General features: G+C 67.9%; 12 protein-coding genes. 4 read left to right on the top strand and 8 right to left on the bottom strand.

Translation table 11 applies throughout. From position 1 onward, the window contains the following. Positions 1–9: 9 nt before the first annotated feature. Complete coding sequence (locus JN22_RS32160; RefSeq protein ID WP_085557963.1) at positions 10–1,542, bottom strand: acyl-CoA carboxylase subunit beta; 1,533 nt, start codon at positions 1,540–1,542, stop codon at positions 10–12. 223 nt (positions 1,543–1,765) lie between these two features. Between JN22_RS32160 and JN22_RS32155 the strand changes: the two genes are divergently transcribed. Then, the gene (locus JN22_RS32155; RefSeq protein ID WP_085557962.1) at positions 1,766–3,229 is read left to right on the top strand and encodes a helix-turn-helix domain-containing protein; all 1,464 of its coding nucleotides are present in this window, start codon (positions 1,766–1,768) and stop codon (positions 3,227–3,229) included. Between the two features lie 38 nt (positions 3,230–3,267). On the opposite strand, the gene JN22_RS32150 is transcribed toward JN22_RS32155, so the two are convergent. Genes JN22_RS32150 through JN22_RS32135 form a run of 4 tightly spaced genes read right to left on the bottom strand, consistent with a single transcriptional unit; the run spans position 3,268 to position 14,213 of the window. Next, positions 3,268–6,465 (bottom strand): hypothetical protein, encoded by a 3,198-nt coding sequence (locus tag JN22_RS32150; protein WP_085557961.1) that lies wholly within the window; start codon positions 6,463–6,465, stop codon positions 3,268–3,270. Next, on the bottom strand, positions 6,462–8,531 hold the full coding sequence (locus tag JN22_RS32145) for a trypsin-like peptidase domain-containing protein (RefSeq protein ID WP_085557960.1): 2,070 nt from the start codon (positions 8,529–8,531) through the stop codon (positions 6,462–6,464). The genes JN22_RS32150 and JN22_RS32145 overlap by 4 nt, the downstream gene beginning before the upstream one ends. Further along, on the bottom strand, positions 8,528–11,368 hold the full coding sequence (locus JN22_RS32140) for a S8 family peptidase (protein WP_085557959.1): 2,841 nt from the start codon (positions 11,366–11,368) through the stop codon (positions 8,528–8,530). Before JN22_RS32140 ends, JN22_RS32145 begins: the two co-directional genes overlap by 4 nt. Before the next feature lie 43 nt (positions 11,369–11,411). After that, positions 11,412–14,213 carry a phospholipase D-like domain-containing protein gene (locus tag JN22_RS32135; protein WP_179166331.1) on the bottom strand — a complete coding sequence of 934 codons (2,802 nt, stop codon included), beginning with the start codon at positions 14,211–14,213 and terminating at the stop codon, positions 11,412–11,414. Between the two features lie 475 nt (positions 14,214–14,688). On the opposite strand from JN22_RS32135, the gene JN22_RS32130 reads away from it, so the two are divergent. Then, positions 14,689–15,483: a polysaccharide deacetylase family protein gene (locus JN22_RS32130; RefSeq protein WP_085557957.1), complete on the top strand. Its 795-nt coding sequence runs from the start codon at positions 14,689–14,691 to the stop codon at positions 15,481–15,483. 318 nt (positions 15,484–15,801) lie between these two features. Beyond that, positions 15,802–16,747 (top strand): IS630 family transposase gene (locus JN22_RS32125; RefSeq protein ID WP_143268068.1). Its coding sequence is split into 2 segments (ribosomal slippage): positions 15,802–16,140 and positions 16,142–16,747, totalling 945 coding nucleotides; the frame shifts between segments, so codons are not numbered across the junction. A 43-nt stretch (positions 16,748–16,790) separates the two neighbouring features. On the opposite strand, the gene JN22_RS32120 is transcribed toward JN22_RS32125, so the two are convergent. Further along, on the bottom strand, positions 16,791–17,015 hold the full coding sequence (locus JN22_RS32120; RefSeq protein ID WP_085557956.1) for a hypothetical protein: 225 nt from the start codon (positions 17,013–17,015) through the stop codon (positions 16,791–16,793). 64 nt (positions 17,016–17,079) lie between these two features. Between JN22_RS32120 and JN22_RS32115 the strand changes: the two genes are divergently transcribed. Continuing rightward, entirely contained in the window at positions 17,080–18,024 is a 945-nt protein-coding gene (locus tag JN22_RS32115) for an IS110 family transposase (RefSeq protein ID WP_085557955.1), read from the top strand. A gap of 278 nt (positions 18,025–18,302) precedes the next feature. Here JN22_RS32115 and JN22_RS32110 read toward each other — a convergent pair whose 3' ends face one another. Both JN22_RS32110 and JN22_RS35080 read right to left on the bottom strand, forming a co-directional pair. Continuing rightward, complete coding sequence (locus JN22_RS32110; protein ID WP_085557954.1) at positions 18,303–22,862, bottom strand: beta strand repeat-containing protein; 4,560 nt, start codon at positions 22,860–22,862, stop codon at positions 18,303–18,305. 424 nt (positions 22,863–23,286) lie between these two features. Further along, a complete protein-coding gene (locus JN22_RS35080) occupies positions 23,287–23,421 on the bottom strand; it encodes a hypothetical protein (protein ID WP_263301203.1) in 135 nt (44 codons plus the stop codon). Between the last annotated feature and the right edge of the window lie 250 nt (positions 23,422–23,671).

Raw genomic sequence — 23,671 nt, 5'->3', positions numbered from 1 at the left:
CGGCGGCCCTCACAGCGGGATGTTGTCGTGCTTGCGCCAGGGGGTCTGGAGCTGCTTGTTCTTCAGCATGGCCAGCGCCTTGGTGACGCGGCGCCGGGTGCCGTGCGGCATGATGACGTCGTCGATGTAGCCGCGCGACGCCGCCACGAAGGGGTTGGCGAACTTCTGCTTGTACTCCTCGGTGCGGGCGTCGATCTTCGCCGCGTCGCCGATGTCGGCCCGGAAGATGATCTCGACGGCACCCTTGGAGCCCATCACGGCGATCTCCGCCGTCGGCCAGGCGTAGTTGATGTCGCCGCGCAGATGCTTGGACGACATCACGTCGTAGGCGCCGCCGTAGGCCTTGCGGGTGATGACGGTCACCTTCGGCACCGTGGCCTCGGCGTAGGCGTAGAGCAGCTTGGCGCCGTGCTTGATGATGCCGTTGTACTCCTGGCTGGTGCCGGGCATGAAGCCGGGGACGTCGACCAGGGTCAGGATCGGGATCTCGAAGGCGTCGCAGAAGCGCACGAAGCGCGCCGCCTTCTTCGAGCTGTCGATGTCGAGGCAGCCGGCCAGCACCATCGGCTGGTTGGCGACGATGCCGATCGTCGAGCCGTTCATGCGGGCGAAGCCGATGATGATGTTCTTGGCGTATTCCGGCTGAAGCTCGAAGAAGTCGCCCTCGTCGACGATCTTGAGGATCAGCTCCTTCATGTCGTAGGGCTTGTTCGGATTCTCCGGCACCAGCGTGTCGAGCGAGAAATCCTGGCGGTCGAGCGGGTCGTGGCAGGGCCGGACCGGCGCCTTCTCGCGGTTGGACGCCGGCAGGAAATCGACGAAGCGACGCAGTTGCAGCAGCGCCTCGACGTCGTTCTCGAAGGCCAGATCGGCGACACCCGACTTGGTGGAGTGGGTGATGGCGCCGCCCAACTCCTCGGCGGTCACGACCTCGTGGGTGACGGTCTTCACCACGTCGGGGCCGGTGACGAACATGTAGGAGCTGTCCTTCACCATGAAGATGAAGTCGGTCATCGCCGGCGAGTAGACAGCACCGCCCGCGCAGGGCCCCATGATGAGGGAAATCTGCGGGATGACGCCGGACGCATCCACGTTGCGCTGGAACACCTCGGCGTAGCCGCCGAGCGAGGCGACGCCCTCCTGGATGCGGGCGCCGCCGGAATCGTTCAGCCCGATCACCGGAGCGCCGACCTTCAGCGCCTGGTCCATGATCTTGCAGATCTTCTCCGCGTGGGCCTCGGACAGCGAGCCGCCGAATACCGTGAAGTCCTGGCTGAAGACGAAGACGAGGCGGCCGTTGACGGTGCCGTGGCCGGTGACGACGCCGTCGCCGGGGACCTTCTGGCTTTCCATGCCGAAGTCGATGCAGCGGTGCTCGACGAACATGTCGAACTCCTCGAACGACCCCTCGTCGAGGAACAGGTCGATGCGCTCGCGCGCGGTCAGCTTGCCCTTGGCGTGCTGGCCGGCGATGCGCTTCTCGCCGCCACCCAGCCGCGCCCCGGCGCGCATCGACTCCAACTTGGCCAGAATGTCTTGCATCGGGCGTTTCCCAATCTGTCCCTGGCGCCGTTTGCTCCGCTCCGGTTGCGGAGGCGCCTTCCCTCACCGGACCGTCGCGGATTATTCACAAACTTCGCAGGCGTTCAAACAGCTCTTCGCAAAAACGTGCGAAGTTGCGAATGCCTTTGCAAACGGGGCTCGCGCTTTGCCAAGATTGCGAAGTCGGTTGCTCTGGGCCGGCGGGTTGCGGCGGAAGGATCCCATGGGCGCGCAGAAGAAACTGTTCCTCGGCTACAAGCTGCGCCGCCTGCGCGAGCAGCGCGGCCTGACGCAGGCGACGCTGGCCAAGGCGCTGGAGCTGTCACCCAGCTACCTGAACCAGCTGGAGAACAACCAGCGCCCGCTGACCCTGCCGGTGCTGATGCGGGTCTCCGCCATGTTCGAGGTCGAGCTGTCCAGCTTCCTGGAGGACGAGGACAGCCGGCTGGTCGCCGACCTGCGCGAGGCGCTGGCCGACCCGCTCTTCGCCGGGGCGCCGCTGACGGCGGCGGAGCTGCGCAGCGCGGTGGGATCCAGCCCGGAGCTGGCCCGCCGGGTCCTCAGCCTCCATCAAGCCTATCAAAAACTGCACGAGCGGGTGCAGTCGCTGGCCGACAGCCTGTCGAACCAGGAGCAGGGCGACAGCTTCGCCGGCCCGCAATTCCCCTACGAGGAGGTGCGGGACTATTTCCACTACTGCAACAACTACATCGGCCCGCTCGACGAGGCGGCCGAGGCGCTGTGGAACACGGAAAAGATCCATTCCGGCTCGCTGCTCAACGAACTGGCCGCCTACCTGAAGCGCCGCCACGACGTGCGGGTGAAGATCGTCGCCGACGAGGCCGGCGACACGGCGATGCGCAGCTACGACGCCTCGACCGGCACGCTGCGCCTGTCGGCGCTGCTGAACGGGCCGAGCCGCGCCTTCCACATGGCCAACCAGATCGCGCTGCTGGGATACGGCGACGTCATCGAGACGCTGGTCGAACAGGCGAAATTCTCCAGCGACGACGCCCGCTCGATCTGCCGGGTCGGGCTGGCGAACTATTTCGCCGGGGCGCTGGTGCTGCCCTACCGCGCCTTCGCGGCGCAGGCCCGCGCGCTGCGCCACGACGTCGAGCAGCTGCAAAGCCGCTTCTCCGCCAGCTTCGAGCAGGTCTGCCACCGGCTGTCCACCTTGCAGCGGCCGGGCGCGCGCGGCCTGCCCTTCTACTTCGTGCGGGTCGACATGGCCGGCAACATCACCAAGCGGCACTCGGCGACCCGCTTCCACTTCGCGCGCTTCGGCGGCGCCTGCCCGCTGTGGAACGTCCACGAGGCCTTTGCCCAGCCCGGCAAGATCCTGGTGCAGTTCGCCCAGATGCCCGACCGCGCCACCTACATCAGCATCGCCCGCACGGTGACCAAGCGCGGCGGCGCCTATCTGAAGCCGTCGCGCCAGTTCGCCGTCGGGCTCGGCTGCGAGGCGAGCCACGCGCCGGAACTGGTCTACGCCGCCGGCATCGACATTGCCGACATGAAGGCCGCCGTTCCGATCGGGGTCAACTGCCGCCTGTGCGAACGCACGGACTGCCAGCAGCGCGCCTTTCCGCCGATTGGCAGCGAGTTGCGGGTGAACGAGCACCACCGCAGCTTCGTGCCCTACCTGTTCAACCAGCCGGGGGTGCCCCGGCCGGAGACGGGCTGAAGGACACGCCCGCCGGAATCGGCTGGGTCCCGCGCTCCCTAAGCAGGCGGGCAAGGCCATTCGGAGGTCATCCCGCGGCAGATCGCCCTGTCCCACGCCAGGAAGCTATCCGCCACCAGCGCGAGATCCGCCCCATCCGGATCATCGCCCGCCACCCACCGCAGATTTTCGCAAAAGCGCGGCAGACGCCGCGCCCGATCCACGAAGGGAATCAGCAGGCCGAACGCCGCCCCGAAGTCGCGGTCGACGCGCCGGCGCCATTCACCGTCGGTGAGTTCCTTCGGACGGAACGGCAGGCGAAGCAGCACATGGTCCGCCGCCTCGATCAGCCGGGCCCGCAGTTCATCGGAGGCACCGGCGCATCGGGTGACCGCCGCCCGCAGCGGCCGGTGGAACTCCGTCGTCATCCCCCGCAGCAGGGCGACGGCGCCATCCGGCTCCGTCCGGTGATCGATCGAGATCCGCACCGGCTCGCGCATCTCCCGGAGAACGCCGCCGAACTCGACAAGCGAGTGCACGGAGCGGACATGGAGCCGCTCCGTGAAGAACCATCCCGCCAGTCTGGCGAAACGCTCCCAGGGATCCCTCCCCACCTGACCGCCGGCGACGTCCGGCCAATCGGGCTGCGGCACGAAGAGGGCGTCGAGATGCGGCCACCACATCGCCTCACGGCCGAAGTGCAGGTGATGGACCAGGAACATCCGTGTTTCGGACTCGATGGCGCCACGGATGCGGAACCACCGGTCGGGCGCGATCGGTCCGCGTCCGGGCGCGAAGGCCTCTGCGACCGCGGCGATCGCCGGAAACAGCAGCACCGGCCCCGATCCGGAAAAGCGCCACGCCGCCTCTTTCAGCACGGCATGGAGGGGATCCGGCAAGGGGCCGGGCCGTCCGAGCAGCGTGTAGCGGACGAGCCAGTACAGCCGCGAGCGCAGCATGTTCGGCAACGAGCCGTTGCTGCGGTCCATTTCCATCCGGATCTCTTCCGTAACCCCCTCGGTATCCACCTCGGTGGCCCGGAAATGCCCGGCGTCGGCCAGGGCCTGCAACACGAAGGTCGGGGGCAGGCCCCGCGGGCGGGTGGGCTCGAAGCGATAAAGCTCCAGGGCCTCCTCGGCGCGCCCGCGCCTCACCAGCCGCTCCCCCTCGCCATCCCGAACGCCCCAGCCCTCGACATAGGTCCGCCATGTCCGGTTCGATGGGCGGGCCGCCGGAACGCCAAGGGTCCAGCCGGGCGAGGCCGGCAGGATGGTCTCCGGCAGATCCTCCACGGCGGGGCCGAGCAGGCCGAGCCTGGCGTCGGTCCAACGCCAGCCGGCCGTCGCCCCGCCGAGCACCGCCTCGTAATAGGCACGGAAGGTGGCGTCCGGCCGCCCCCGCCTGCCCCGGTGCCACGCCAGCGCGGCCCGCCGCACGTCCTCAAGCAGGCGCTTGAGACCCGGATCGCTCTGCATCAACTCCAGGCCGAGACGGCGGATCTCGGGATGGAAGGTCAGGCTGCGGCCGTCCGGCTCCAGGCGCACCAGCCATCCGGCGTCGCTCAGCCCCTGGAAGACCGCCTTGCCCCGTTGCCGCGGCGAACCCTGCCCGGCGGCGCCCCCGGTCGCCGCGTCGACCACCGGAAGAACGACCCCGGCCAGCGACGGCACGGTGACACGGGGCAGCACCATGGCCGCGAGGGCATAGGAGCGGGCCGCCGGCGACGCGAGATGGTTGACGATCCGTTCGGTCAGGTAGCGGCGCACCACCTGCGGATCGATCACCTCCCGGTCGAGCTGTTCCATGAACTCCTGACGCACCGGACCGCCGATGCCGTAGACATCGGCGGCGATCTTGAGAATCAGCGGGGTCCGCGGCAGGACCGCGGCCGCGCGGGCGGCGGCGGCATCGGCCACCCCGAGGTCGCCGAGCACGGCGGCGGCGTCCGGCGGCTCCAGCGCGCCGAGCTCCACCGGCTCGCCGACCATCCAGCCATGCTCCCGCATCCGCCCGACGAAAGCCTCCACCTCGGGCGCCTGCGGCGGATTGCGCCCGGCCATCAGGACCCGGACGTCGGCGCCGTTCATCAGCGTGCGCAGCGAGGCGATCCAGTCCGCCGTCGCCGCCGTCGCCGCCCCCACAGGCCCCGCCGCCCGGCCGCGCGCGAGCATCAGTTCCGCGGTGTCGAACAGCAGGACGACGCTGCGGCCGCCAAGAAGCGACAGGATGTCGAAGGACACCGAATCGCGCTGCGAGAGCTTCTGGGAAACCGCCGCCTCCAACCCAACGAAGGACTGGACCGCCTCATCCTCCTCGGCCTTGCGGAGGCGGCCGCCGCGCCGCCCTCCGCGGACCGTCCCGCCATAGTCGCGGTCGGTGCCCGCCGTGACCGAGGCCAGGGTCTGCACCGTTCCCATCAGCGCCGGCGCGTGCTCCGGCGCCGCCACGGCCAGTTGCCGGAACAGCGCGAGGTCGAGCGCGATCGGGTCCATCGGGTCGAAGCCGGGCCTGTCGCAATCCATGTGGACGAGCAGCGGTCTCGCCGGCGAATCCGCGAGAACCTTCTCCAGATAGGCGAACACCGTCGACTTGCCGGCGCCGCCGACGCCCGACAGATAGAGGAACCGCCCGCCCCCGCCCGGCCCCCCGGTCGCCCACTCGACCAGCCCGCTCAGCGCCTCCCCGCGTCCACGCAGCGGCCGCGCCGTCATCCGCTCCACGTCGGCGAGCCGGCGCCGGCGCGCGAGGGTCGCCGCCAGCCGCTCCTGCACGCCGCTGCGGTCGGCTTCGCGGGCCCAGAAGGAGTTCCCGCCCCCATCCGGAGGCGCGGCGTCCAACCACGACAGCGTGCTGCCGAGCGCGGTGAGGATCTCGGTGGACAGCCTCGACAAATCCCGGGGGATCGGCCGCCGGCGCAGGGCCAGGGCCCGCCGCACCGGGTCGCGCCGGTCGGCCGCATCCCGCGCCTGGAAAGCCCGCTCCAGCGCGTCCGCCCCGCTGGTCGTCAGCCGATGCCGCCGCTCCTGGTCGCGCAGGAACCAGCAGCCCGGATGCGACTTCCAGGAGGTCTGGACGTCCGGCGCAACCGCGTCGAGCACGGCGCTGTGAAGCTCCTCCGGCACGCCGGCCGGCATGAAGCGCATCGGGTCGACCCAGCCGCGCAGGGCGAGCGCGAGACGCAACTCGGCCGCCGCCGTGGCCACCGTGTCGGGCTGGACGTCCCTGGACGCAGCGAGCAGGCTCGTCATGCTGATCATCGGCCGTCTCCCAGGGCTTCGCTGTGCTCCGGCAGCAGGCCACGGTGCCAGCCGATCGCGAACAGCGCGGCGAACGTCGTGGTCAACGGCTTTTTCTCCACAGGCAGGCGGCTGGCGCCGAAGGCCGCCTCGGCCGCCGCGGCGGTCTGGTCCGCTTCGGCCGCCATGCCGAATTTCTCGAGGAAATCCACTATGTCCCAAGGCCTCACATGCTCGAGCACGAAGGTCCTGTACTCCGCCTCGCGTGGAAGCGCTCTCTCCACCCGGTCCTTCAGGTCGGCGGGCAGCCCGCACAGCAGAAGGCGGGCCCAGGGCTGGCGGGACAGGGCGACGACGGCGTCGATCCAGCCTTCGGGCTCGGTGACCGACCCGGTGCCGTCGCCGGCGTCGATGGCGATGAAGAGCGGCCGGTCGGGACGTCCCGTCACCCGGTCCACCCCGCCGTACCGGGAGAGCGCCGCCACGAGATTCGGAACATCCTCGTACCGCACATGGCCGTCGGCGGTCCGCGTCCCGGTCGCCGGCGGCAGCGTTTCGGCCGCGCAACGGGCGAGGGTCGCCAGCGTGCTGTCGCCTTCGGTCCAGGCGACGCGGATCACATCGGCGTCGGGCTCCGCCACCAGACGCTTCAGCACGTCGATGGTGAAGGTCTTGCCGCAGCCGCGGTCGCCTCCGACGAAGGCCACACGGCTCCTTGTCCCGGCGGCATCGGCCGCCGCCATGAACCAGCGCTCCAGTTCCTTGCGCGTGCCGTCCCCGGCGAACCAGGGGTGGGCCGTCCACGGCACGCCGTCCTTGGCGGCCGTGATCTCGCGGACGAGCTTCTCCCATCCCGGCTGCGCCTCGGGGCTGTTGAGCAGCTGCGCGCCCCGCCGTCCGAGGCGGGTGACGAGCGCCTCGTCGTGGATGACGATGCCAAGCGACCGTTCGGCCGAGCGCAGGGGGTTGGCGGGAAGCCTGTCGAGATGGGACGAGATCGCGCCGAGCAGGATCGCCCGGTTCTCGACGACCCCGACGCCGTCGTGGTCCGTCCGCGGGTTCCCCGCCTCGTCGAGCAGCGGGATCGAGCCCTCGTGCAGCCCGATCGGCACGCCGTTCTGATTGATCACGCAGCCGCCGCTCATGCCCTCGACGGTGTTCATCATGTGGATCAGGCGGCCACCGACCCGTTCGTCGCGAATGATCGTGTCGGCGTCAAAGCATGGGTTGGCGGAGCCGGGAAAACCGATGACGAAGGACAGCCCGCTGAACCTCGCCGGGATCGGGTGCTGGATGTCGATCGGCTCGACCCCCTGGATCGCCCGGTCCAGACGGAGCAGCGCGAAATCCAGACGGCGCAGCGCCGCGGCGTCCACGAACCGGTCGAGCTTCTGGATGCCGATCATATGCGCGTTGCTGTACTCCAGCAAAGGCTGGTTGCGGTGCAGGCGCGCCTCCTGCGCCCCCTGCGTCCGGGGAAAGCAAATCCGATGGATGTCGTGTGGCGGCGGTCCGGTGACGATCTCGCTGCCGATGGGCCGGGGGTCGAAGGCGACATGGGCGCAGGTGATGACCAGATCGCGGCGAACGAGCAGCGCCGTGCCGATCACGCTGCGCCGGCCGCCATTGACGACCTCGACATAGCCGATCGCCCTGGTGATCAGATCCAGGGTGCCGAACAGGGACGGATCGGCGACACCGCGCGCGCGGTTGACCACCCCCTGCGGCTCGCCGGGATGCCCCACCCGGCCGACGATCTCCCTGATCTCATCGGCGGGGCGACCTCTCGCCCGTTCCTGGGCCGCGATCATCGAGCAGTAGCGCGGAAGCTCGCCGGCGTTGTCGGCCGCATGGCACAGCGCCAGGATGTTCCGCACCCGGACATCCGCGATGCTCCCCAGGTCCGCGGCGCCCCGCAGCGCGGTCTGGAGTTCAACCAGACCGGGCCGCGAGCGCCGCAGCTCGATGTACAGGGTCTGCGCCGTCTCCTCGGACAGGCGGATCCAGCGCGCGAGAAGCAACGCCCCATCCGGAAAATCCGGTCCCGGCGCGCCGGCGCCCTCCACCGCGACGGCCGCGTCGCTCATGGAAAACCCACGCCGCGTCCTTCGAACCCGCGCCCCAGGGCCTCGGTCGTGAGGGCGAAGTTCGAATCGTTGTCGTAGCCGGCGAAGTGGAGGCCGAAGGCGGGATTCCCGGCCCCGGTGAGGCTGAAGACGAGGGAACCGGACGAGCCGCGCAACGTGGTCACGTCATGGCCGAAGGCGTAGCGGGTCTCCCGGTCCCTCTCGTGGCTGCCGACTGCCCGGTAGAACTCGCCGGGGGCGAAGCGCTTCAGGCCGAAGCGGCCGTCGAACAGCTGCCCGACGACCCAGCCCCAGTCGATGCCGTCCACCGTGCCCTCGGTCGCCGGTGGACGGTTGGGGAAGCCGAGAACGCCCAGCAGCGGCAACGCCCCCGCCGCCAGATCCGGATCCGGGGAGAAGGCGATCCGCTTCGGCTCCTGCTCCGGAAGCCCCCGGCCATCGAGCGATCTGCCGAGGCGCAGGAGAACCGCGTCGATCCAACCGAAGCTCTCGCCGGCCCCGTTGGGGAACACCGCCTCCTCGATCGACCAGCGGTCCCGCTCGGCGTTGCCGGACTCGCCGAGGAAATCGATCTCCAGGCCGCGGACGATGCGCAGCCCCCGCTCGGTCTTGACCGAAAACACCGGGTAGCTTTGCAGCGCCTGCTGGAGAACGTGGAAGTTGCTGAGCACCCAGGGCCCCTTGGAATCCACCAGGATGCCGGTGCCGCAATAGCGGTTGGCGTGGCCGTTGGTCGGCTGGATGCGGCCGCACAGGGCGGCGCGCGTCCGGATCGGCTCGCGCAGGGCCGTCAGACGGTTGCTCCAGCCCCCGATCATCGGATGGGTCTCGTCGATGGCGCCGTTGCGGACCAGCAGGCTCGGCCGCGAACCGTCCGCCTTGACCACCGCCTCGATGGCGGCGAGTTCCGTCGGCGGCACCACGGCCAGCGGATCGTGCAGCCTGGCGAGGCCGCTGGTGCCATGGCGCCGGATCAACCCGATCGCCTTTTCGAAGTCCGCGCGCTCGGCGGGGGAGCGGTCGTCCGGACGCCCGAGCAGGGCGTCGAGGCGGGCCGACAACTCGTCGGGGGCCGGCAGTTCCCGCGCCCCGCCGCCGGCCGCCGATTCGACCGATCCGCCGCCGCCCGCCGTCGCCTTGCCGAAGGCGAGGATTTGGCGCAGGCGCCCGACCCGCTCGGCCTGGGCGTCGCGGGCGTCGGCATCGGTCCTGCGGGTCGCCGGCATGGCCGCGCCAACCCCCAGCCGGGCCGCGACCGGACCGCCGAGCCGGGCGACGAGATCCGCGGCGATGGGCAGCGGGGCGTCCGGATCGAGCCGGCGGGCGAGCAGCGCCGAGCCGAGCGCCGCGCCGTGACGGAGCAGAGGGCCGTCGTCGAGCCCCGGATCCTCGCCGAGCAGCTCGGTCAGGAAGCCGCGCATCTCGTCGGCCGGCGCGCGGGCCTCCGCCTCGAAGCCCGGCGATTCGGTGCCGAGGCCGAGGTCGAAGGGCGCGGCGAGCAGCGCCTCCGCATCGACGATTCCGGCTCCCATCGCCGTCGCGTCCCAGCCGGCGGGCCGCCGCGCCGAGGCGCGGACCAGCCGGCGGAACATGGTCTGCAACGTCTCGCCACGCGCCGCCGCCTCGCGGATCAGCCGGTCGCGGCCGTGATGCGCGAGCCAGCAGGCCGCAACGCCGGCGGTGAGCGCCACCGCGAAGCTGGTGCCCTGCCCCTGGCCGACCGAACCGGCGGGCCGTGGCTTGATCGACGCCCGCGGCACGTTCTGCGCCGGGGCGGAGACGGCGACCGCGCTGCCCGAGCAGGAGCCCGGCCATTTGCCGTCCCGCGAATCGGTGCCGCCGATGGCGAGGCATTCGGAGAAGCGGGCAGGGTAGACCACGAGACCGACGCAGTTGCCCGCCGCCGCCATCACGATGACGTTCCTGGCCACCGCGCGGCGGATGGCCGCCCGCAGCGGCGAGAAGGGCAGCGCGACCCCGCCGAAGGACATGGTGACGACATGCGCGCCTTTCTCGACGGCGAGATCCACCGCCGCGGCGAGGGGCAGCTCCTCGTGCAGCCAGACGCTGCGCAGCGCCCGGATCGGCATGTGGCTGGCGAGCGGCGCGCTGCCGACCAGCTTGTCCGAATCGCCGTGGGCCGGGCTGACCAGGACGCTGGCGGTGGCCGTGCCATGGCCCGGATTCTGGCCGAACGCGTCGTCGAGCGGGTCGGCGGCGCCGTCGAGCGGGCCATCCCCCAGCGTGTTGAAGGCCCCGGCCAGGCGGACGTCCGCGAGTTGGACATGGGCGGTGATTCCGGTGTCGGGCTGCGCCACGACGATCCCGCTGCCCATGGCGGGCCGCCCCATCCGCTGGGACAGCCGCCACGCCGCGCGGACCTTCATGGCGTCGAGCGCCCACAGCGGCGTCGCCTCCAGTTCGGACTCCTCCGGAACCCAGCAGCCGGGCGGGAAATCATCGACCGATTCCAGGCCGGGCGTCCGGTCCGGCATCGCCGGCGTGGCGAAGCGCGGCAGGTCGGGCTCGGCGACCGGCGCGTCGAGCGCGTCCGCCAGCCGCTCGCCGAGCGCGGCGGCGATCCCGTCGGAGGGGACGGGCGGGAAGCTGCGGTTGGGAAACACCAGCACGAAACGGTCCTCGTCGATGACCGAGACCGCGTGCGGCTCGTCCGGAAACAGGGCGGCGAGCCGGCGTTCGGCCTCCTCCCGGCCACCCTGGGGGCGGACGATCAGGAAACGCGCGGGCGGGCCCGCCCCCTCCAGGCCGGACGGCGCCCTGACGATGCTGATCTGCCGCAGCGACTGGCTCAGCGCGGCATCGGTGTCCCCCTCCATGCGTCCCCTCACCCGTTCCACGGTTGGTGCTGCGCCCGGCCGGTCAGCCGGCGGCGTCCCCGTTCATCGCATCGCCCATCGCCTCGTCCAGCGGCCGCAGCGCGAAGCCGGACGGCGGGGAGGCGGCCTCGCCGACGAAGGACAGGATCTCCGGCATCTCCCGGACGAAGCGCTTGACCGGGACCCGGTTCGAACGGTCCCAGTCGATCTCGAACGCCTCGGCGAAATAGCCGGCGATCCGCCGGTCGTGGAAGATGACCGAGGCGTCGCGGTTGACGCTGACCCCCTGTGAACTCCAGTTGTGGCTGCCGACCAGCACACGCTCCCCGTCGACGACCATCCCCTTGGCGTGGTGGTTCTCGATCGCGCGCAGGCACCGGTCCGTGTCGACCCCCTTGGAACGGAGGTACCAGGCGACGTGCCGGTTGTCGGAGAAGCGGCTGTTCCCGGCCCGCAGGAGGACCCGCGCGTCGTCCAGCGTCAGCAGCTTCTCGGTCAGTGCATCGATCAGTTCGTCGATGTTGCCGCGGTGGACCGCCGGATCCCCCCGCATGCCGATGTAGGGGATCTGGAACAGCAGCGTCCGCCGGGCCGAGCGGATCAGGTCGAGCACCGCGTCGCTGTAGATCCGGCCGCCACGGTCGGGCGTGAGCAGCGGGTGCGCCCTGATGCGGCCGGACACCTCCAGCGGGGGAAGCACGCGGCTCGGCGGCCGCCGTTCCTCGACGGCCTCCGTCGCGGCCGGAACCAGGACCAGGAGCCGCGAAGCGGCCGCCTCGCGCCCGGCCGGCTCCCCGGACCGCTGGTGATCCTGGCGGATGTGGCTGCGGAACCTCTCCGACAGGGTGGGGCTCGCCGCCACCACATGCCAGTCACGGTTGCCCGGCAGGTCGGTCTCCGTCGCCCTGACGCGCATGGCCTCGTCCACGGGGGGCAGGCTGCTGCCGTTCTTCCAGTTGCCGGAGGACAGCCAGAACCGGTCGTCGTCCCGCACCGTCACCTTGATGTGGTACGCCGACGCGACAAGGCCGCCGGCCCCGGACGGCACCACCCGGTATCGGAACCTGCATCCCTCCCTGCCCCAGCGCGCGAACTCCGCGCTCACCGGGGCGGTCAGCGGATCGCCCGCATCCCGGCCGGTGTCTTCTCCGGCGTCTTCTCCGGGCTCTTTCGGCGCCGACCTCCGGTCGATGGTGAGTTCCACCTCGACACCCCGGACCAGGACGCCCTCGATCCCCTCGGCGATCCTGGTCCCCTGGGCCTCGTACATCGCCGCGTCGAGGCGGGCGCCCGCGCCCGCCAGAAAATTCTCGAATTCCTCCAGACCGTGCTCCGGGCTGAGATGCGCGCGGACGGTCATCTCCTCGGTGACCGGTTCGAGCCGGAACTCAGGCCCACGCCGGGCGTCGTCGTCGTAGGCGATGTCGGTCACGGCCTCGTCCGTGGCGCGCGCGTCCCACTGTTCGGACAGCGTCGCCGCCTCGTAGCGGACAGGAACCCCCCGGAAGCTGTCCGGCCAGTCCCGCGATTCGACGAGCTGGCTCTGCCGGACCGAGGCCACGATGAGCGGGGCGCCGCCGTCGCCTTGCCCATCCTCCGGGTAGCCGACACGGGCGGCGACCAGCGTGCGCGGGCCTTCGCGCAGAAAGGCCGCGGCGGCCGCCTCCACGGCCGAGGCCGGCGGAGCGCCGCCGGTGGCCCCGCCGAGGCCGGCACCGGCGGCGACGGCGACATCGATCCGCCCATCCGCGACGGTGATGGTGATGGTGGTGGTGGCCGGCGCGGTGGCGGTCGTCGCCGGCCCCCGGCCGGTCCGCGCCTCGACCGACGGCGGGCGCAGCCAGCGGCGGCGCTCGCGATAGTCGTGGAGCAGACTGGCCGGGACCGCCTGGTTCTCCCTGAGATAGATGCCGGCGAAATGCAGTCCGGCAACCTCGCCGGTGGACATGACGACCAGGGCCGAGCCGGAGTTCCCACCGAGCGTGGTGCAGTCGTGGGTGATCAGACGCGGCTCCTGCCGGGCGACGAAACCGGGCGCCACGCGCTTCACGTCGTAGACGTCGCGGTAGAGATCCCGCATCAGCGCCTGGTCGGGGATGATCCGGGGCGGTGCCTTCGCGGGATAGCCGAGCACGCAGAGCGGTTCCGTCTCGGGCACGCCGCCGCGCAGGATCGGCAGGAACGAGAGCGTGCCGATTTCCGGGCGTGCGGACAGCTTCAGGAAGGCGATGTCCACATCGCTGTCCTCCGGCTCGATGTAGAGCACGCTGGCGACCGGGACCGACAGGCCGGGGTTGTCGTCCCGGTGGAGATGGCCGGTCGCGAAGGACAGGGTGACCGGCCGCCCGAAGGCGCCCATGCGGAAGCTGTAGCCCTGGCCCGAACGCCGCGCGATCACCTCGGCCACATGGCGGTTGGTGACGACGATGCCGTCATCGATCATCCAGCCGGTTCCCACATAGGGCATCCCGGCGATCCCCTCCACGTCGATCCGGCCGATCCGGTCGAGCAGCGGCGCGACCACGGCCTCCCGTTCGACCAGCCTGTCCTTGAGGAACCGCGCTTCCGCGCCACGGATGGCGGCGTTCTCGCGGTCGATCCGCGGCTGCCCCGCGGCGTCCCTGGCGGCGAAGAAGACCGGGCGCTGTTCGGACACGATCGTCTCGATGGCCGCCATGTCCGCGCGGCGGAGGGCGTCCTCCACCGTTTCCGGCGCCACGGCGGCGCTCTCGATCCCCTCCGGCCCGCCGCCCTGGCGGCTGGCGAGCTTCCGCTTCACATCGGATTCCAGTTCGGGCCGCCGCCTCAGCAGGCGATGGATGAAGTCCGTGTCCTCACCGCGCATGACACCCTCCCGGGACATGGCGCCCTGTCCGGGCGCTTCGCCTCGCAGCCGTGCTGTTTGCGCGGAAGGCTAGCCTGATAATTGTCCTTGTTCAAGAATCCACCAACCTGCGAAGGTCTCCCGTTCGCCACGCCAATTTCCGCGTTGAATTTCCCGAGAGCCGGCGTCGCGTCCGGGCGACATCGGGGCCTGTCGAAGATCCAGCCGACGGCCCCGAGCATCCACCCTTCACCGACGGCGAGGCCGCGATGGACTGAACGCACGCCGGCATGGCCCGTCCGGTGCATGCCGTTGCCGAAAGCGCACGCCTTGGCACGGAAAAAACCTCGGAAGCGCGATAGCCTTTGCCCGCGATCGCCTGCCCGGTCAAAGCTTGCGCCCTCTGATCGCTGTTTCGGGGCGGACGCACCAGAATGCCTTCCTTTGGAACGATCCGCCCTGCGCCGGATCGCCTTGCACGCTGCGGCTTGCGCGGATGATGGGGATCAGCCGCCGCGCCGTCCTGGGCGCCTCCCTCGCCCTGTCGCTGGCCCCGTTTCCCGTCGCCGCCCGGCAGCGAAGCCACGCCGCCACCCATGGAGCCGCCCCCTTCGCGACCGAGCACCTGATCCCCGGCTCGCCGCTGGACCTTGGACAGGTCGACCTGACGTCGCCCGAGGCCCGCGTGGTCGCGCTGACCATCGACGACGGCCCCGACCCGAACGACCTCCGCATCCTCGAGATCCTGCGGCAGCACGAGGCGAAGGCGACCTTCTTCTGCATCGGCGGCAAGATCGCCAGGCACCCGGACATCGTTTTGGCGATGGCCGCGTCCGGCAACGAGATCGGCAGCCACAGCCAGACCCATCCGCTGATGACCGATCTCACGGCCGGGCAGCGTGACTGGAATTTGGCGAAGCCCAACGCGGCCCTGGCCGGCATGGGCATCCATCCGGCGTGGTTCCGGCCGCCCTACGGCGATTTCGATGCCGCCGTCACCGCGCAGGCGCAGGCCCATGGGCTGCGGACGGTGCTGTGGACCGCCGATTCCCAGGACTGGAAAGGGCTTGGGCCCGACGCGATCGCAAGCCGGGTCCAGGAAAGGCTGGCGCCGGGCGCCGTCGTCCTGATGCACAGCACGAAGGCCGCCTCGGTCGAGGCGCTGCCCGGCATCCTGGAGAACGGCAAGCGGCAGGGGGTCCGCTTCGTCACGATGACCGAATGGGCCAGCGCCATGGAACGCGCCGCCACGCCCTCCCTGGCGATGCTCCACGCACCGACGGGGCGGTGAGCGCGCCCAAGGTCACACCGGCTTTCCCGTCCGACAACCAGAAGCCCTTTCCGGCACCGCCTCGGCCATGAAGCGGCCGCAGGCCGGGGCCAGGGCTGGGCCAAGCCGGGCCGGGCCGGGCCGGGCCGGGCCAGCGATGGCTCAGATGCCGAGGACAGCCGATTGCGGTGCATTTGCCGCCACGCCGCCCGTTTCTACGTCCGCAAACCCTCGTCCTCTTCCTAGAGTCTGTCTGTTTGTGTCTGAATCGGAGATGGGGATTCCCGAGGGAGCGGATGTGTGATTCAACGGGTTGACTGATTTGGGAGATCAACCCTGATGGCACGTCCGTTGTCTCTGGATCTTCGTGAGCGGATTGCGGCGGCGTTGGCGAGTGGCCTGACGACCCGCGCGGTGGCGCAGCAGTTCAGCGTCTCAGTTGCGACGGCAGTGCGGATCGGTCAGAAGCAACGTGCCGGACAAGGGCTTGAGCCGGGCAAGATGGGCGGTCATCGTCCCTTCGTGCTGGGGCCGGAGGCGGTGGATTGGCTGCGCGAGCGGCTGGCTGAGAAGGGCGACCTGACGATCCGGGCGCTGACGGCGGAGTTGGCGGAACGCGGCACAGTGGTGACGCCGGACACCGTCTGGCGATGCGTGCGCCGGTTGGGCCTCAGCTTCAAAAAAAACGCTGCTGGCCAAGGAGCAGGATGGGACGAAGCTGGCTCGCTTCCGAGCGCGCTGGAAAGCCCACCAGCATAAGATCGATCCCAAGCGCCTGGTCTTCATCGACGAGACCTGGGTGAAGACCAACATGACCCGCACCCGGGGTTGGTGTGCGCAGGGCCAGCCTTACCTCGCCAAAGTTCCCCACGGCCATTGGAAGACGCTGACTTTCCTGGCAGGCCTGCGTCACGACAGGATCGTGGCTCCTCTGGTCCTGGATGGGCCGATCAACGGGACCATGTTTACGGCCTGGGTCGAGCAATTCCTGGTGCCCACCCTGGCACCGGGCGATGTCGTCGTTCTCGACAACCTGGGCAGTCACAAAGGAGCCGCGGCGCGCAACGCCATACGGAATGTCGGCGCCCATCTGCTCTTCCTGCCGCCCTACAGTCCTGATCTCAATCCCATCGAGATGATGTTCGCAAAGCTCAAAACCTTGGTCCGGAAAGCCGAGGAAAGGACGATCGAAGCCGTATGGCGGCGCATCGGAAACCTGCTGGAGCACTTCCAGCCTCACGAGTGCGCCGCATATATCCGACATGCAGGATACGATCCTACTTAAATCAGACAGACTCTAGGGAGCAGAGGCAGACAGCGGGACCAGATCACGCCATCCCAGCCGGCAACATCGCCAGCAACCCGAGCACCAGCGTCGCGCCGCCGAGCAGCAGCGCCAGACCGGTGGCGTCGGGGCCGCCGTCCTGCTCCCTTGTATGACGGCTCCGGTCCATATTGAAGCCCGGACGGTCGGTGGCGACCGGTCCGTCCGGGTTGACCGACCCCGTCGCTCCCATGGCCTTGAGGCCGCGCGAAAGCTTGAGGGCGGCCAACCATCCTTGCAAGTCCGAACGGTTGCTTGAGCCCGAGCTCGCATCACAAGGAAGGATCACGAGGATGCCGGAACCCGAACGAGCTGTGGGGATCGACTGCGGCAAGGATTTTCTGGATGTTGGCGTGTTCCCCGGCGCCGGCCAGCATCGGGTGGCCAACACGCCAGAGGGACATCAGGAGCTGGTGGCCTGGATCGCGGAACGGGCGATCGGGGTGGCCGGCCTGGAAGCCAGCGGTGGCTATGAGCGGCCGATCCGGAACGCACTGCGCGCGGCGGGAGTGTCGGTCCGGGTCTTCGATCCGGCGCGGGTCCGCCATTTTGCCAAAGCCAAGGGGCGGCGAGCCAAGAACGACCGCCTCGACGCGGCGGTGATCGCCGAGTTCACCGCCACCCAGACGGCGGAACCGCTGCTCCCGGCCGATCCGGCCCGCGAGGAGTTGGCCGGCCTGATCAAGGCACGCCGCCTGCTCGTCGACAAGCGCGCCGACCTCGGCAAGGGCAGCCTCCATGCCCCAGCCGCCGCCCGGGAGGCGCTGACCAACGCGGTCGAGCATCTGGCGCGGGAGATCGCCACCCTGGACGCCGCCATCGCCCAGGCGACCAAGGCCCTGTCGTCCTTGTCCAAAACGGTGCAGAACCTCCAGACCGCCCCGGGCATCGGTCCGGTGACGGCGGTGACGCTGGCCGTCCTGCTTCCAGAGCTGGGCCGAATTTCCGGGGAAAAGATCGCCGCCCTGGTCGGCGTCGCGCCCTTCGATCGCGACAGCGGCACCTTGCGCGGCCAACGCCACATCGCTGGCGGGCGTGCCGACGTCCACCGTGCGCTGTATCTGGCAACCCTGTCCGCCGCCACCCATGCCAAGGGCGTCATCGCCGACTTCTATCAGGGTCTGATCGGACGGGGAAAGCCGCCGAAAGTCGCCTTGGCCGCCTGCATGCGCAAACTGATCGTCCGCCTCAACGCCATGCTCGCCAAGGGAGCCAACTGGGAAGCCAAGCCCGCGTAAAAGGCCGACGGTCGGCGCTCGCCACCGACCGATGCCGAACACAGCGAACCGGCGGCGCGGACGGGTCAAGGCCGAAGCCGCCCGCAGGGCGGGGGCGCGTCCGCGCCCGCCTTGACGCGGAGCACCACCGGTTCAGCTCTCGCTTTCGAGGCAGTCTCGAACGTCCGAATCTGACCCAAAGCGGACATGCCCGGCGTATGATATGCGACTCTCGTAACGGTATGCTGCCCGGATGATGGAGAAGCGGGGAAGGCATTTTTGCCTCCCCCACCAGAGGTTCACACAGTCACAAACCAGGACGCCGACACCGCGGAGGCCTGAACACCAGCCAGGGTCAGAGCATCCGAGGTGCCGAAGACGATGCGCGCATCGCCGTTGATGTCGCTGGTCACGGTGTAGGTCCGGTCGGCCGCCACCCCGATCCGATCGCCCAGCAGGGCATCGAAATCGGTGATGAGGTCCTGGCCGTCGCCGGTGGCGAAGACGAACAGATCGGCCCCCTCGCCGCCAGTCAGAAGGTCGTCGCCCAGGCCGCCGGACAGCGTGTCGTTGCCGAACCAGCCCTCCAGGCTGTCGTTCCCCGATCCACCGACCAGGGCATTGTCCAGCATGTTGCCGATCCCGAGACCGGCACCGCCTTGCAGCAGCAACCGCTCGACGTTGTCGCCCAACGTGAAGACCGACAGCGTCGTTCGCACCTCGTCGATGCCTCCATCGGCCGTTTCGACCACCACGTCGCCAACGCTGTCGATCCGGTAGACATCATCGCCGAGGCCACCGATCAGCGTGTCGTTGCCGGCTCCGCCGTCAAGCGTGTCGGCCCCCGCCCCGCCTTGCAGCCGGTTGTCCAGCCCGTTGCCGTCCCCACTGAAGGAACCCAAACCGGTGTAGGTGAGGATCTCGACCCCATCGGTCAGGGTGTAGCCGGCCAAGGCGGTCCGGACCTCGTCGATGCCCTCGCCAAGCAGTTCGACGATCTGGTCGTCCGGGCTGTCGACGATGTAGAGGTCATCGCCGAAACCGCCGATCAGAAGGTCACCTCCAGCACCGCCATCAAGCGTGTCCGTCCCGGAACCACCGCTGAGCGTGTCGCTGCCGATGCCACCCACCAGCCGGTTGTCGAGGTCGTTGCCGGTTCCGGCAAAGGTGCCGGCTCCAGAGAAGGTCAGCGCCTCGACATTGGCGGTCAGGCTGTAGGAGGACAGGCCGGTGCGCACCTCGTCCCAACCTTCCCCAGCAAGCTCGATGACCTGCCCACCCGCGCCGTCGACCAGATAGACATCATCGCCAAGCCCACCGGCCAGGCTGTCCGTGCCCAGTCCGCCAGCTAGGGTGTCGTTTCCGGCGCCACCGATCAACGTGTCGTCACCCGCCCCGCCCGTCAGGAGATTGTCCAGGCCGTTGCCGGCACCGCTGAACGAGCCGCCGCCGGTGTAGGTCATCCGTTCGACGTTGGCGCCCAGCGCGTAGACCGACAGGCTGGTGCGCACCTCGTCCGTGCCCTGGCCGGCCAGTTCCGTCACCAAATCGCCGGCATCGTCGACGATGTAGACGTCGTCGCCCGCCCCGCCGGCCATGTTGTCCGCGCCCAGCCCACCGTCGAGCACATTGGCGCCGCTGTTGCCAGTGAGAACGTTGCCCAGGTCATTGCCGGTGGCGTTGATCGCGCCCGAGCCGGTCAGCGTCAGATTCTCGACGTTGGCGCCGAGCATCCAGGACACCGAGGCGTTCACTGTATCGGTCCCTTCGTCGGCCAGTTCGACGACGCTGTCGCCGGCGTTGTCGACAACGTAAAGGTCGTTGCCCGTTCCACCGACCAGCGTGTCGGCCCCACCGCCGCCGTTGAGCGTGTCGTCACCGGCCAGCCCGCTCAGCACGTTGGCGGCGCCGTTGCCGGTCAGCAGGTTGTTGGCCGCGTTGCCGGTTCCGGCGATGGCAGCGGAGCCGGTCAGCGTCAGGTTTTCGAAGTCGGCCAGCAGGGTATGGCTGATCGAACTCTGCACGGTGTCGGTGCCCTCGCCGGGCAGTTCGACCAAAACGTCGCCGATGTTGTCGACGACGTAGGTGTCGTTGCCAGTACCGCCGATCAGGGTATCGGCCCCGGCCCCACCGTTCAGTGTGTCGTTGCCGTCCAGCCCGCTCAGAAGATCGGCTCCCGCTCCGCCGGCCAGGCTGTTGTTCAGGGCGTTGCCGGTGAAAGTGACGGGGCCGGAGCCGGTGAAGACGAGGTTCTCGACATTGGCCCCCAGCGTGTAGCTGGCGAGGCCGGTGCGCACCGTGTCGGTGCCCTGACCGGCCAGTTCGGTGATGACGTCGCCCGTATTGTCGACGATGTAGGTGTCGTTGCCGGTGCCGCCGACCAGCGTGTCTGCCCCGGTTCCGCCGTCCAGTGTATCGTTGCCGGCGTCGCCGGTCAGGCTGTCGTTGCCCGCTCCGCCGGTGATGAGGTTGTTGCCGGTGTTGCCGGTGGCGATGAAGGCGGCACCGCCGGTGTAGACGAGGTTCTCGACATTGGCCGCCAGGGTGTAGCTGGTCAGACCGGTGCGCACTTCGTCGGTTCCTTCGCCGGCGTTCTCGACGATGAAGTCTGCGGCGTCGCTCACGAGATAGGTGTCGTTGCCGGCACCGCCGCGCAGGGTGTCGGTCCCGGCACCGCCGTCCAGCGTGTCGTTGCCCGTACCGCCCTGAATGACATTGGCCAATCCGTTGCCTGTACCGGTGAAGGCCCCCGAACCGATGAAGGTCAGGTTCTCGACGTTGGCGGCCAGGGTGTAGCTAGCCAGCGTGGTGCGTACCTCGTCGATGCCCTCACCGGCCAGTTCGATTACCACGTCCCCGAGATCGTCTACGGCATAGACATCGTTTCCGGCTCCCCCAATCAATGTGTCAGCCCCAGCTCCGCCGTCGAGGGTGTCGGCAGCTGTTCCCCCAATGATCGTGTTCGCGGACGCGTTTCCGGTTCCAAAAAAGTTTCCGCTACCAATAAATGTCAGGCTCTCAATATTTGGGTTGAGCCCATACACGTTTGCAGCTACCCGCACGGTGTCCACGCCGCCACCAACACCTTCAATGATCTGATCGTTAGTATGATCGATTATATAGGTGTCGTTACCATCACCGCCGACGAGCGTGTCGATGCCAAGTCCGCCGTTTAGTGTGTCGGCTCCGTTGCCGCCGTTGATAATGTTATCGCCATCATTGCCGATACCGGAGAAATTGCTGGAACCGGTATAGGTTAAAATCTCAAGGTTCGAGCCGAGCGTGTAGACAAAAAGAGTGGTTCTGATTTCGTCGATGCCTTCAGCGATATTCTCGATCACCAAATCCCCTGTCTGATCGACGATATAGATATCATTACCACTGCCGCCGATGAGTGTGTCAGCACCGACCCCACCGTCGAGCGTATCATTCCCACCTCGCCCATCGAGCACATCTGCGCCATCAGCGCCCTTGAGCAGATTGTCGTTCCCATCACCCTTAAGGATGTCGTCTGCGCTTCCACCTTCCAGGTTCTCGATTCCAATGAGGATATCTCCTCTGGCATCGCCCGCAGTACCAACACCCAGAGCCAAATCGACATGGACGCTTGCGAACGTACCGGCGTAGGAGGCAAAGTCCGTACCGGCGCCTCCGTCAAGCACGTCGCCTCCCGGCCCTCCTTGGAGAGTGTCGTTTCCTTCACCCCCCCTAAGCGTATCGGCATCGGTCGTCGCCAACGAAACATAGACACCATCGCTGGCGAAGCCGACAATGTCGGACAGGCCATCCCCGTTGATGTCTCCCAATAGCCTAGGCATCGTGGACTGAGTGGTCCAACCGGACTCCGTGCCATAATACGACGAAGCGTCAAAGAAGGACTCAAATGTCCCGTCTGTGCGCCCCAAAGCCACCCAGGTTCTGGTTCCGAACGCCACGATATCGGCCCGACCATCCCCATTTACGTCGCCGAGCATCCGTGGGCCCGTGTTTTGGTAGGTAAAGCCGGTCTCCGATCCGAACAAAGGCGACGCATCGATCAGTGTGGAAGAAAAGGTTCCATCGGCATTTCCAAGCACCACCCAGGTACGACTGCCAAAAGCCACCAGATCATCCCGGCCATCACCATTCACATCACCGAGCATGCGCGGTGTAGTATCGAAGGAGGTCCAACCCATATCTGTACCAAATAGGGAAGACGCCTGTATGAAGGTTGACGAGAACGTTCCGTCAGCGTTGCCAAGAGCCACCCAGGTGCGGCTGCCGAAAGCCACCAGATCATCCCGGCCATCGCCATTCACATCGCCAAGTATGCGAGGATTTGCGTTCTGCGAAGTCCAGGCGACATCCGTTCCAAAGTATGTGGAAGCCTGTATAAATGTGGAGGAGAATGTCCCATTCGCAACACCCAACGCTACCCATGCCCGACTACCGAAGGCCACCAGATCATCCCGGCCATCGCCATTGATGTCGCCCAACATCCTTGGATTCGCGTTCTGTGAGGTCCAACCCACATCAGCTCCAAAATAAGATGAAGCTTGAATGTAGGTCGATGAGAAGGTTCCGTCAGCGTTGCCAAGAGCCACCCAGGTGCGGCTGCCGAAAGCCACCAGATCATCCCGGCCATCACCATTTACATCGCCGAGCATTCGCGGAGTTGCCTCTTGGGAACTCCAACCTGCCTGAGTACCAAAGTGACCAGATACTTTGATTGCAGGGGCAAACATATACTTACCGCCAATCAGAAGATCGTCGCCACCACCGCCATCAATAAAATCGTTCCCTGCTTCGCCGGAAATTGTATCGGCGCCATTGCTACCATTGAAAACATCATTCCCCAAGGTTCCAACGATGATCGCCATCTCCAAGCCCCTTCAAAGTGGTTCGTCCTTCTCACCCTGCCCCAAGGCGGATGACATTTGCATGCCATTGCACGCAAAAAGATCATAGCGACCACAGTCACATTCCACTCAGGAAAGGGTACGGCAGAATATACAAAAGGGAGATGACGATCACTGTTCGCAATCCGGCGGTTTGACCGCTCCTGGAGGCCGTCTGCTAACCTACATTGACGATAGGTTTTGAACACACAGCTTGTCTGACCGTTTTCTGGAAAAATCTCGTAGTCGTTCAGAGCTTACCTTGTCTGCTTCTGGCGCTGAACCGACATACGGAAGTGGCTGGCCGGCGAGCAGTCCCGACCTTCAACTTGGTCTCTGTCCTCCAACTCGATACCGAGGCAGGCAGGAGCTAAACAGGGGTGGGCGGCTGCTCCAAGGGCATAGTTCAAGCTCGATAAACACGGTTGCTTCCACCGCTGGGCGGAGCGCTCCCGTCGAGCGCCGCCAGCAGCAGCAGTCCATCGGGCGTCGGCATCAGGGAGGCGGTCACCATCAGATCGATGTCGTTCGAGCCTCGCATCCTGTCCTCTCCTTCCTTTGAGGCCACAGCCCGGCCATGGGGCGGGCGGACGGGCCGGTTCGCCGATGCGAACGCGCTGTCGGCGCATATTTCACACCAATACCAGCATTATTGAACCGATTTCCCTATTTCGTAAATTGGTTTTTCGGTCGCCCCTCTCGTAATGACGAAAAATTTTTGCTGTTAATTCCTATTTTTCTATAGATTTATGCGTTTTTAGGATTGCGTCCGCCGCGATCCGCGCATTAGA

This window comes from Azospirillum agricola, from assembly GCF_020005195.1.
GTDB lineage: Bacteria > Pseudomonadota > Alphaproteobacteria > Azospirillales > Azospirillaceae > Azospirillum > Azospirillum agricola.
Note: the sequence above shows the minus strand (reverse complement) of the source record. Positions and strands in the feature narration are given on the sequence as shown.